Source organism: Polynucleobacter nymphae (assembly GCF_018882155.1).
GTDB lineage: Bacteria > Pseudomonadota > Gammaproteobacteria > Burkholderiales > Burkholderiaceae > Polynucleobacter > Polynucleobacter nymphae.
The window spans coordinates 120279-132344 of record NZ_JACVPA010000001.1 but is presented as its reverse complement, the minus strand read 5'-3'; the positions used below and the strand labels follow the sequence as shown (position 1 = coordinate 132344).

Sequence of the window (12066 nt, the reverse complement as noted above, 5' to 3'; positions counted from 1 at the left end):
TCTACATAGGTCTTGGGATATAACAAGGCGCACTTCCTCAGGTAAGCAAGTTAGGTCGATGCACTGCAATAAAACCGGATTTTTTAGCTTAATCTCATGGATTTATCGCTAAAATGATTCGATTGATCGATACAAGCTTATGAACATCTCTATTAGCCAACCCCCGCCAATCCGACTTACTCCGCGTCAGATTACCTATTACGCCCTCAATAACACCCTACCGGCGTACGACAGTAACTATAGTTTTGCTGTACGGATTGCCAACCAATACGGAAAGCTCAGTAAATTAATTGCGCGCATCCTTACTGTGGCCATTCTCTCAATGGCCATCGTTCGAATTTTAGAAAGTCAACTTTGGGAATTAACCGGTATTCCTAGCCTTGAAAAAATTCTCCTCATCATATTGTTATCCATTTTTACTATTGAATACCTTGGACGACTTTGGTCTGCTCCAGAAAGTTGCAGTGACTTAGCAGAAGAAAGTGACGATGTCAGAGAGCATGAAACTGATCACCACTATCGCTTCCATTATGTAATCTCACTCCTGGGGATTATTGATCTTTTGGTCATCCTCAGCATTCTTTACAACATCACCAGCGTGGACCCCAATTCCTGGCCAAATTATGTAGTTGTTTTGGGTTTATTTAAATTAAGTCGCTATATCCCTGGAATTGAAATTGTTGGCGCCGTAGTGAAAAAAGAGCGGCAAATCCTGACTGCCTCATTACTCTGTCTAGGATTATTAGTCGTTATTTTGTCTACTGCTCTGTATTTGGCAGAACGTAATGCGCAACCCGAAGCTTTCAAAAATATTCCTACAGCTTTATGGTGGGGTATCGTCACCATGACTACGACTGGCTATGGTGACATCATCCCCGTAACCTCAATCGGGCGAATATTAGGCGGAGTAGCCATGTTAGGTGGCATTGCTATGTTGGCAATCCCTGCAGGTATTTTGGCCAGTGGATTTGCTGAAGAATTAAGATATCGCGAACAAATTTATAATTGGGAAATTATCTCCAATTTGGAATTATTCCATGACCTCGATAGCAGTTGTATAGCTGATATTACGCGTCACTTAAGATCAATCGTTCTGCCAAAAAACACCATTGTTTTTAAGAAAAATTCATCACCTAATGCGATTTATTTTATTGCCGATGGTGCGGTTGAAGTGCAAATTTATCCTAGACCGCCCTCGCCCATTATCTTGAGAAAAGGAGATGTATTTGGTGAGGCTGGATTATTAGAGAATCGCAAACGTAACGCTTCAGTCAAAACGATTAGTGCCACGCGTTTAATGGCTTTAGATATACACGACTTTCATCGCCTAGCCAACGATCACGCTTCTTTAAAGAGCAAAATTGAATCCATTAACTTGTCACGCAAAACTTAATTGCTAAATTGTTAACTACTTATTGAAAAAGAATTTCAAGATCTTCTTGGCAATATTCTTACTGTTTTCAGATGAGTTTTTATCTTGGTCTGCACCACTTTTCACGCGTTCATTATGGGCTGCACGTTGCGCTAAGACGTCAGAGATATTCTGAATTAATTGAGGGCGACGCTCTAGGACAGGAGAAATATCATCTTTTTCAATTTTGATCATCAGTGCTGAAGTAGCTGAAAACACATCGGCAGAACGAGGCGCGCCAGTTAATAAAGACATCTCACCAACAATATCCCCAGGCCAGATCGATGCGACGGCAATAGATTTACCTTCAGCATTGGGAACCTTCACTTCTAAACGTCCCTCTAGAAGCAAATACATGCTGTAAGCCTCTTGTCCATTAGTAATCAACTGCTCACCAACTGAGGTGCGCACAAAATGGGCATGCTGAGCAAGATACGTTAAGTCTTCGTCATTTAAAACCATCAAGAACCCAAGCGATGCGAAGGCCGTTAAACGATTTTTCAGGTCAAGCTGGGCACCTGCTTCACTAGGCGTATCAGTAAAATCAATTGCACCTGCCTTTAAGAAAAGCATGATGGTATTTAGCACTAGACGATTAGTGAGGTCCTTAGGAAAATCTAGATCCGGATCGCACTCGTAACGGACCATATATTCAACATGACCCCCTTTTAACTCAGAAGCTCCACAGAGATACCAGTTACGAAAAAACTTATTTTTAGATATCACACACTCCATTGCCAAATTCAGAATCTCAGTTACCTTCTCGCTATCGCAGTGAGAACCTAGTGAAATAGTGAGATGACGCCGAAATCCCCGATTGGGAGCCTGCTTCGTAACGTTGATGTAATCTAGTTCAAGAAATTTATTGTTATAAAACTTCTTAATCAATCCATATGTAGTTCCCTGAAGGGTAATCAAACGATGCTCCATTTGAATCACTTCATAGGTTTCTGGAATTCTTTCGTCACCTTCAAAAATGACGATGTAATCACCTAGGGCAGCTAAGCCATCAGTCTGTAAAGAAACGCTTGCAACAATGTCTGCAATTCGGTCTCTAAACACATAACCCAAACCCAAACCCAAACCACCAGAAGCCGCTACCAATCCCGTAAGATTATGATCGTAGAGAAGAATAAAACCAGCTAAGCCGATTAAAGACAAAATAATCAAAGAGCCAGCTGTAACAATAATTGCAGGAATTCTTTTTTCGGGATTAATCCGATTCAGATTAATAATTGTGCGCCTAAAAGCAGTATCAGCAGTTACTGCTATAAGCACAATCTGTAAGATGGCAATGATGTCAATCTCTGAGAAGAGGCCATCCGATAAATCAGCCTCAACAAACGCAAAAATATTTCCTAATGTGTAGGCGTAGCTAGCAACGGCAATGTTCAGCACGATTAAGAGAATCAATGCCCATTTAGGTAATGCAAAAACTTTTTCGTGACTTAGAGCCATATGGTGATAATGGAATAGTGAGCTAATAGAATGAACAGAACATTATCATACTAATTAGAAAATCCAGCCCGAAAGGGTTAAATCATGCCAGCTAAGCACGATTTGAGTGTGCGACCTACGCCTTAAAAGTTTGAAAAATGAACTCGAATAACAAATTAAACAATGGGTTTATGTTGTTGCCCTTACGGGTATCGGTCACATAATTTCGTAAGGTATGTTTGTCTCTTCTAAATAGAGTGCAACTTTTACTGGGCTTAATAAAAAACCACCCTAAGGTATTATTGGCTACCTGTGATGAAGGCAGCCTCGATTTTATTTGTTTTGGGCTACTGAACGCATGATTCTCAATAATTCAATATCATGATTTGGAAGGCCATCTAGCACTCCCGCTAAGTGAACTGCTGTCAATTTAGGTCCACTACCAAAGAGAGTTTTTCCATAGTAAATCATTGCAGCATCATAGGTTGATTCTGGATGATTCTGGGTACTTGTGCCTGGGGTGCTGGTGGTCTGTAATCCAATGCGCTATGGGGTCTTTCATGGTTATAGTGCTTGACCCATTCACCCACGACTACCTTAGCTTCCCTCAAGCTGTAGAAGATCTCCCCATCCAAAAGGTTATCTCTAAAGGTGCCATTAAAGCTTTCACAAAAGCCATTCTCCCAAGGACTACCGGGGGTGATGTAAGCGGTTTTCACTCCAATACCAGATAACCAGCTGCGTAGGTCTTTGGCAATAAATTCTGGGCCATTATCACTACGGATGTACTCTGGGATACCATTTTCAATCATGGCGTTCGCCAGTTGTTCAATCACTTGGATTGATCCAATCCTTCTAGCGCAGTGGATCGTTAGGCACTTTCGGGTATATTCATCAATCATCGTGAGCATGCGGATCTTGCCCCCATAGGCATCTCTAATAAAGACAAAGTCATAACTCCACACATGATTGGTATGATTAGCTCGCAACCTCATACAGCTGCCATCGTTAAACCAGAGTCTACCTCTAGGAGCTTGCTTTTGTGGGATCTTTAGGCCTTCTTGCCGCCAGATGCGAGCAACCCTTGCAGTAGTCGCTTGTCCCCAACCAGCGTTACGCATCATGCTGGCAATCAATCGATAACCGTAACGGCCATAGGTGCTAGCCATGCGGATGACTTCGGCTCTAAGGGGCTCTTCGTCATCTCTAGGCAATGGCATATAGCGATACGCTGCTCTGGATAGCCCCACTAAACTGCAGGCAGTCCGCTCAGAGATAGAATGCTGGTCCATGAGCAGCTGCGCTGCATTTTTACGCCTAGTAGGGCTTAGAAGTTTCCCTTAATGACTTCCTTGAGCATCACCTCTCGTAGTGATAAGTCCGCTACGAGCTTCTTAAGCCGGGTATTTTCCAGTTCCAGATCTTTGTACTTACGAGCTTGATCGACCTTCATACCACCATAGATCTTGCGCCAACGATAGTAGCTTTGCTCAACCGTGCCCACTTCTTTACAGGCCTGGGCTAGGGTTTTGCCGTTCGTTGTCAGGACATCGATTTGACGCAATAAGGTGACGATTTGCTCGGGTTTAAGACGCTGACCTTTTGCCATATTTAGCACTCCTTTAAGGTGAAGATTATCAAAAATCCTCTCTTTTGGGGTGGTACTAAAAATCAGGTCAGTTCAATTTTGGGATTATTTGATGCATCGGTAATAAGAATAGAATCGTAGCCCTGCAAAAGTATGGCCTCCAGAATAGATTCGCATAAATCACTACTGAAGGTATTTTTAAGATTGCTAAGCATGCAGTAACAGTAACATAGTTAATTCTTTGATTTAAAACGATGGGGGTAGAGAATTTTTTGGCCTGCCCAGCACGATTCGAACGTGCGACCTACGCCTTAGAAGCTTTAAAAATGAGCTAAAACAACAACATAAACAATGCTTTTAAGGTGTTGGCTTTTGATGTGGCATAGGCACCGAGATCAGTGGCGCTGAGTGGGATTCGATGGATCTTAGATGTTATTGGCAGGCGGTTGAATGGTCAGAAATCTAATTTTTCGGGTTAATCGACAAATTTGGAATGAAAAGATATCTATCCAGGCAGATCACTAATGAGAAAGCTAACCTTGGATACTTTTTACTTTGGATTTCCAATTGATATCTAAATCGCCGATACTCCTCGGAAACTTATTAAAAAATATACCCGAGATGTATTTTACCAAAGAGCATAGTCGGCTGACTTGTAATGTTGACCGAAGTCCCACCTAAAAGTGGGCTGCTATAGCTAGCAGTTTTAGCTGCAAAATTCACTTGATAGACCTCAATACCCCAATATACGTTTGGGTTCACCTCATTAAACCCATGCTTAAATCCAAATCCAAATAGAGGGCCAGATTGTGTACCTAAATTTACATTTACATTAGTGATGGTATTTTGATAATTGGTCTGACCTTGTGCATAACCAAATTTAGCATAAATAAGAGCGTCATGAGACAAGTAGTAGCCTGGCTCCACTGAAAACATCAGAATATTTTTTGTAGTTGTATTGAAACCTAAATTTTGACCGGCTATGGTATAGGTTTGATTACCGCTATTGCCATTTGTAAAATTATAAGAAACGTTAGCAGCTAAATTGATATCGTAATCAGTGCCTACGAAGTCAACAATTTCACGTGAATAACCGGCAGTAAGAGCGACCTGCGGATTCGTTGCACCAAAACTTGTAGAAACAGTAAGGGGGACAGCTTGGGGACTTATCGATGTTTTATTTGTTAATGAACCAAAACCCGCCTCCACTTGCACATAAGGGCCATCAAAATAATTTTCAGCATTTGCCCCACCCGCATATGCAGAATTAATACCTGACAATGCGATTACTAATAAAAAAATCTTTTTACTCATTTTTTAAACCCTTTAATTAGTTAAAAGTAAGATGCTCTACTTTCCTCTTTGAATAATTATTTTGTAATAAGTATTTACCCCAAAAATATGAGAGCCTTACAAGACCAACCTACGCCCTGCCAGGCGCTCCATTTGATTCGCAAGCTTGGTCAGGCTCGGGTCAACTGAGCACTATAAAATTTGATTTTTTGATGTCACCTCAAGGGCCAGTCAGGGTTTTGGCCTGCCCAGCACGATTCGAACGTGCGACCTACGCCTTAGAAGCTTTAAAAATGAGCTAAAACAATAGGTTAAACAATGGTTTTAAGGTGTTGGCTTTTGGTGTTCAGTAGGCACCGAGAATCGTGGTGTTGGGTGGAATGCCGTGGATCTTGAATGGCATTCACAGGCGGTCGGATGGTCAGATGTCAATTTTGTCGGGTAAACCGACACAACATGACCTCAGTGATGCGATGGATCATTACTGCGCAGTTTTCTGAAATTTATTGACCTGATCTTCTTAGTAATTAAGATGCTGTAGGTATCAATTGGATTTAATACATAAGCAACTGCAATACATAGAGCGACAGTAATGACTAAATTAAGATTGGCCGAGAATACATTGACGTAATCATGATCTCTAAATTGAGTAGCAAGATATGCCGATAAAGTGCAAATAACAGTAAATTGGATCAAATATAAGGTGAATGAAATTTTACCAATAAAGAGTAAAAGAGCATTAGAAAAAACCTTCCTTAATATAGTTGCATAACTGATGGCAATAACTATTACAAATGCCAATAATGATCTCTGCCAGTTTTCCAAAGATGGGCTCAAGCTCACAATTACGACTACAGATACAAACGCTGCGATACAGATGACTGCCGTCCATTTAGCATCCTTAACTAAATATCGCGTATTTAATTGCATAATGAGATAGCCCATAAAGAAGCATGCAATAAAGGGTTGAAAAATTAATAGGCCTATGGATATTGCTAAGGCTAATATCAGCTGATAGCGCTCAAATCTAGCTATAAATCGAATATAGAGATAGAGTAAATAAGAGCCAAATAGTTCCGCTGACATGGTCCATAAGGCTGGACTGTAGGATTTTTCAATATCGTAATTCACAAAAACATCCACTGATGAGAACTTTAAAAAGCCAAGAATGGTTGGAGTAAATTGGTAAGTATTCCCAGCAATAAAAAATAAGCCAGCGATCATAAAGATATAAGTTATTGCGCTAGTAATCAGGATAGGAATGGCTAGTCGACAGTAACGGCCTATACATAAGGTTACTAGACTTTGCGGGCGGTTTGTTTGACTAACAGTCAGCACATAGCCTGACAAAACAAAGAAAATAGCCACCGCAAAGTGGCCATCTGTAATAAAAGATAAGAATTGTGAGTTATATTGAATTGGCTGAACAGAAGCTAAAAAGTCTTTGACTACATGCTCTAGCAAAACCATGAGAGCAGCTAAGCCCCTAATGCCATCTAAGAAATTAAGCCGTTCGGATGATGGCAAATTAATAAGGCTTCTAGATAAGTCCACAGCAATAGATCCTATCTACCTTAAAGGGCATGCCTTGCTCGAAAAACACAACTGTTCGGCTAAACAATCCTATTAATTAATATTAATGGCAGCGCCCTAAGTCTTTATTTTTTTCCTTCAAGACTTGTTTTTGCTTCTGAAGCAGTCGTCTGTCTTGTGGCTTTCTCTTTTGAAAGGTGGTCTGAACGTGCTGTTGCTGCATCAACTACTGCTGTTGTTTCTTTACTGCTGGTTTGTCCACTAGTTGAATAGCGCAGTACTGCTGAACCATCCTCTACGAGCACTTTGTTGACCTTCGCCTTTGCTTTTGTCTCTTTTGCCTTAGTATCCAAGCCCGACTGGGAAGCTGCTACTTGAGCTTCTTTTTTGGCAACTGATTTAGGAGTTACATTACCAAGCTCTTTCTTAGCTACTTCAGCCTCTTTTTGTGCTATAGGAGTATTAGGAACAACGGGCGCTGCAAAAGTTGGGGCGCCAGGAGTGCTATCTACATTCTGCCACTCTGCTGGTTTACCGTCATTTGCGACTAACTTAAAAACCGCGCCAGCTGAGGCCATGGCGAATGAAGGTAACAACAATGCTGCAAGAATTAGCACTTTTTTCATAACTGCTCCTTTAATTGAATTGATTGATTATGGCTTTTTTACAGCCTTACTTTCACTATCAAGTGGATTTCCGTTTACTTTCGGTTTTACTGTTTGGGCATCTGTTTTGACAGCCTGAGATTTTTGTTCTGCAGCCTCAGGAATATAACGTTGTCCAAACGGGACCGCTACTGAAGGCTTTCCTTGAGCAGTTGCAGCTCCCACTTCTTTCTTTGCGACCTCAACCTCTTTTTTTGCAACCGATTTTTCGGGGCTTAAAGATTTAGCCCCAGGAATAGTAGGCGCAGCGAATACTGGGGCACCTTGGGTGGGTGATACTTTTGATTTGGCAGCATCTTCAACTAATATCTTTTTGTCTGCCGCTCCATCGTTGGCAATCAACAAGAGTGCAGCATCTGAGGTTGCCATAGCAAATGTTGGGAATAATAATGCTGCAAGAATTAGTACTTTTTTCATAACTGCATCTTAAAAATATGCTGAGTAAATAATATGTAATATTTCAATATAGCTCAAAAGAAAATGCACCAAATAAGCGCCTAGTGTTTGATGCTAACTACTGGCAGAGCACAAAAACAATGTTGCTAATATACTTCGAATATATATTTCTGCTCAGTTACCTATCTATGTCCATTTTTCTCAAAAATCCAAAAAAACTGCTCAAAATTGGCGTTTTGGCAGCCATCTTGTTATCGGGCTGCACCACCCCAATTACACCAGATTTTTCGGCAATGTCCAAAAAATATGCCAATGTTTTAGAGCAGTATCAAATTGACTTGATTTTTACGAATATCATTCGGGCGTCCTTAGATCATCCTTTAAGCTTTTTGGATATGCCCAATATCACGGGAACTGGAAGTATTGTGACAATCCCCGGAGCGTTAGCTACCTTTGGCAATACCGGACCTTTTGTGGCATCGCCCTTAAGCGGAGCCTTAGGTTTAGTAACTCCTTCATTAAGTATGCAAGTAGGAAACTCTTTTAACTTTAGTCAATCCTCCTTGGATAACTCCTCGTTTTGGAAGCCATTTTTAACGCCTATTCAGCTAGATGCTGCCAAATACTTTTTACATAACCATATTCCAAGAGAAGTTATTTTTAGTATGGTGGTAGATGAAATCGCTGTCTCCTATCCAGACGGACAAGAAAAAAAGTTTTTTAATAATCCATTGCGAGCTGAATATCCTGAGTTCCAAAAAGTAATGTACCAATTATTAAGCTACGGCCTCAACGTCCAATCAATACTTAATGAAACCTACGAAGGTCAGCCGATGACAGTAGCTCAATTAGAGAAAAATTATGGCGCTGGCTATGTCAATCTTTTGGCCGGGCATGGTATGAAACTAATACCTGCTAATAAACCATCAAATAACTCACAGGTAGCGACCTATCAAATTATCAAGTCAGCGCCTGAATTTAAATTATGTATCAAACAAAACCAATTTAGAAATGATGTTATCAAAAACTACGGCAGCGATTTATTGTGTCAGCCCTTAGCAAATTCCAACCCTAATCCTGCAAAAGAACCTCAAACTACATTTGCCTTTCGCTCCGTTAAGAATATTTATGATTTTTTAGGTCAAGTGACTGATGCTCAACTAGCAAATCCACCGTATTTAGTTACGTTACTCCCTACTGAGGATACGATAGCGAAGAAGACGAATGAGAGTAACCGCTACGCTTTATTTGTAGTTAATCGCAATAAAAATGGTAAGACCTTTTCAACCATGGATGCCCTAGACGACAACACTTACTCAATCCCTAGGGAAAATAATGGTTACTCCACTCTAGTGATTAACATCTTGTCGCAATTTCAAGCATTGGCTAAGTCACCTGGCAGTATTCCAAGTTCACCAGCTGTGTTGATCAAGTAATAAAAAGATTCTTTAGAAATCTCATCGGCCAGTCGGGCCTTTGGCCTGCCCAGCACGATTCGAACGTGCGACCTACGCTTCAGTTTACATAGTGAAGATCAGTTGCGCTCTAGGACCCCAGCCTTGAGGAGTACCTGGATATTGGAGGGTAGAAGGGTATCCGCCAACGTTGTATCTAATACCAAGAATAAAATTAACTGTCGTAGTACCAAATTGCGTTACTTTTCCCACAGCAGCATTAATGGGGCTATACCCTCTTCGGGCATCATAATTGTAGGTTGATTCGCTATCTAAAAACAAAATGTAGGCGTTTGGGGTAACGTAAGCAATGGTTGGCCAAACAGAGATGGAGTTGGTCGTCCCAGTGTTAGGGCTGGCTGCAGTTCCTGCCCCCTTGGGTCCTCCCAAACTCCACGATTGAAAAGCAAATAAGCCAAAAGTCCAGGGTTTGGGCTGCGACACAAGTACAGCTCGTATTCCGCCACCGTATTGGGCGCTTCCGAACTCCCCGCTTTGTCCGCCAGGAATTTGTACATAAGGGCCAACACCCATCAGCGTTTGGGAATTTGATTTTGGAGTAAAAATCGTTTCGATTTGTGTAGGGCCAATGCCAGCATTATTAACGCCATTTACATTCTGCAGTTTGGAGGCATTAATATAAACGCGGCTAATAGTTTTCCAATCCTCAGAAACATCAAATTTAAGTTTGGGGGCAATCAGCATGCTCTGACTTGAGCCCGTTTGGTTTGATGTTTGCCCGAGCCCACTATTATGATTCCATTGAATCTCAGTAAAACCTAAATCAGACAACGGATTATTCAAATCGTATGCAATATTCTGGTTGCTTTGTTGACTGGTGTCAGCATGCGCTTGCTGGTAAATGAACGTCATCAAAATAAGGCTTGTTAAGCCAATACATTGGATCAAGGACTTGATAAATTGGGATTGTTTAAAAGTCATACGATTGCAATTTTGTGCAAAAAATATTGCTAAGATACTATTGTATTTATAAAAACTCAATACTGAATAATAGAAAATCTAACGTGAAAAAACCACCCGAAGGTGATTTTCGTGTTTCTTAATGGTTCGGGATGGAATCGAACCATGGATACAAAGATTTTTAATTCGCTGCACGATAGACCGTTATTGGCCGCAAGCATTCTTCCAAGATCAACCTACGCCCTACCTGGGCGCCGCATAAGATGGTCAATATTTGGTCAACTGAACACTATAGAATTGGGGTTTTTGATGTCATCTCATCGGCCAGTCAGGCCTTTGGCCTGCCCAGCACGATTCGAACGTGCGACCTGGGCCTTAGAAGCTTTAAAAATCAGGCTAAACAATAGCTTAGACAATGACTTTAAGGTGTTGGCTTTTGGTGTCCAGTAGGCACTGAGAATCGTGGTGTCGGGTGGAATGCCGTGGATATTGACAGGCATTCACAGGTGATCGGATGGTCAGCTGTCAAATTTGTCGGGTAAACCGACAAACACCATCTTTTACCCTCTAAGCAAAATGCGCCACCATTGAAAGCGCAGCCAGATGTCAGATTTTTGAAAAGCGGTCTGTTGTTGCATGCGGCTAAACCACTGGTCTAAAACAAGTCCTCGAGCATGATTGGTAACCAAGGCATACTCACCAATCATTTTAAGGCGTCCAAATAAAACAGCCGTAACAATATCAGCCGAGCTAGGTTTATCGCCAAATAAGAAATTGCCTAGAGTTGGTAATTGATCTAAATAGGCGCTCACTCGATTACGCTCTAATGTCATCTTCTCCTTTAAGCTAGCGCCTTGAGTAAAGTAAGCAATCCGCGATTGGTTCAAAGTAATCTTTGCTTGGACTGCAGCAGGATCTTTTGCTGTTGCAAGTTGAGCCTGAAGACCCTTAATGATGCCGCCCAATGCGCGTGGAAAAATAAACTTCAAGATTGGTAAATGAAGCATTGCCTTACAAAAGGTCAAGCGTTCAATCGGGATTGCATAGTGTGCTTTCACTACTGCCTCAATTTGAGGGCTTAGATTGAGATCAATATCAAGCCATTGATTGCCCGCTTGGGTTGCTGCTAAGCGCAAGATATCTTGACTATCAATCAAGATCGTTTTGTCATCCACTAAAGTAGGTACAGTCATGTGGGGGTTAAGCGCAATATACCAAGGGGCAAGTTGCTCCTTACGTACATGAATATCCATATGATGATTTTCAAATGATATCTGCGCTGCATTTAACGCCAAACGACCAATCATTGAATAATAAGATGGAGGGGCACTATAAAGGATCATTAATTTACTCACTTTAAGGAGTGGT

11 protein-coding genes are annotated in these 12066 nt (G+C 41.3%); 2 read left to right on the top strand and 9 right to left on the bottom strand.

Annotated elements, in window-relative coordinates; genetic code table 11:
* Positions 1-139 precede the first annotated feature (139 nt).
* On the top strand, positions 140-1393 hold the full coding sequence (locus ICN29_RS00680) for a cyclic nucleotide-gated ion channel (RefSeq protein ID WP_216128741.1): 1254 nt from the start codon (positions 140-142) through the stop codon (positions 1391-1393).
* A 15-nt stretch (positions 1394-1408) separates the two neighbouring features.
* On the opposite strand, the gene ICN29_RS00675 is transcribed toward ICN29_RS00680, so the two are convergent.
* The 6 genes from ICN29_RS00675 to ICN29_RS00650 all read right to left on the bottom strand — a co-directional run bounded on the left by ICN29_RS00675 (position 1409) and on the right by ICN29_RS00650 (position 8344).
* On the bottom strand, positions 1409-2869 hold the full coding sequence (locus tag ICN29_RS00675; protein WP_216128739.1) for a cyclic nucleotide-binding domain-containing protein: 1461 nt from the start codon (positions 2867-2869) through the stop codon (positions 1409-1411).
* Between the two features lie 446 nt (positions 2870-3315).
* A protein-coding gene (locus ICN29_RS00670) for an IS3 family transposase (RefSeq protein WP_216128737.1) occupies positions 3316-4457 on the bottom strand; the annotation gives its coding sequence in 2 pieces (ribosomal slippage) (positions 3316-4190 and positions 4190-4457; 1143 coding nt in all).
* A gap of 582 nt (positions 4458-5039) precedes the next feature.
* Positions 5040-5750: a hypothetical protein gene (locus ICN29_RS00665; RefSeq protein WP_216128735.1), complete on the bottom strand. Its 711-nt coding sequence runs from the start codon at positions 5748-5750 to the stop codon at positions 5040-5042.
* Positions 5751-6191: 441 nt separating this feature from the next.
* Positions 6192-7283 carry an acyltransferase family protein gene (locus ICN29_RS00660; protein ID WP_216128733.1) on the bottom strand — a complete coding sequence of 364 codons (1092 nt, stop codon included), beginning with the start codon at positions 7281-7283 and terminating at the stop codon, positions 6192-6194.
* 104 nt (positions 7284-7387) lie between these two features.
* A complete protein-coding gene (locus ICN29_RS00655; protein ID WP_216128731.1) occupies positions 7388-7888 on the bottom strand; it encodes a hypothetical protein in 501 nt (166 codons plus the stop codon).
* A gap of 27 nt (positions 7889-7915) precedes the next feature.
* Positions 7916-8344, bottom strand: coding sequence for a hypothetical protein (locus ICN29_RS00650; protein ID WP_216128729.1), 429 nt, complete (start codon positions 8342-8344; stop codon positions 7916-7918).
* A gap of 83 nt (positions 8345-8427) precedes the next feature.
* Between ICN29_RS00650 and ICN29_RS00645 the strand changes: the two genes are divergently transcribed.
* Complete coding sequence (locus ICN29_RS00645) at positions 8428-9759, top strand: hypothetical protein (RefSeq protein ID WP_216128727.1); 1332 nt, start codon at positions 8428-8430, stop codon at positions 9757-9759.
* A gap of 84 nt (positions 9760-9843) precedes the next feature.
* Here the strand turns inward: ICN29_RS00645 and ICN29_RS00640 are convergent, their stop codons facing one another.
* The 3 genes from ICN29_RS00640 to ICN29_RS00630 form a co-directional block, all read right to left on the bottom strand.
* Positions 9844-10719, bottom strand: a complete 876-nt coding sequence (locus tag ICN29_RS00640) for a hypothetical protein (protein ID WP_216128725.1) — start codon at positions 10717-10719, stop codon at positions 9844-9846.
* Between the two features lie 296 nt (positions 10720-11015).
* A complete protein-coding gene (locus ICN29_RS00635; protein WP_216128723.1) occupies positions 11016-11198 on the bottom strand; it encodes a hypothetical protein in 183 nt (60 codons plus the stop codon).
* Between the two features lie 60 nt (positions 11199-11258).
* Positions 11259-12041 carry a glutathione S-transferase family protein gene (locus ICN29_RS00630; protein ID WP_255538006.1) on the bottom strand — a complete coding sequence of 261 codons (783 nt, stop codon included), beginning with the start codon at positions 12039-12041 and terminating at the stop codon, positions 11259-11261.
* Positions 12042-12066 lie beyond the last annotated feature (25 nt).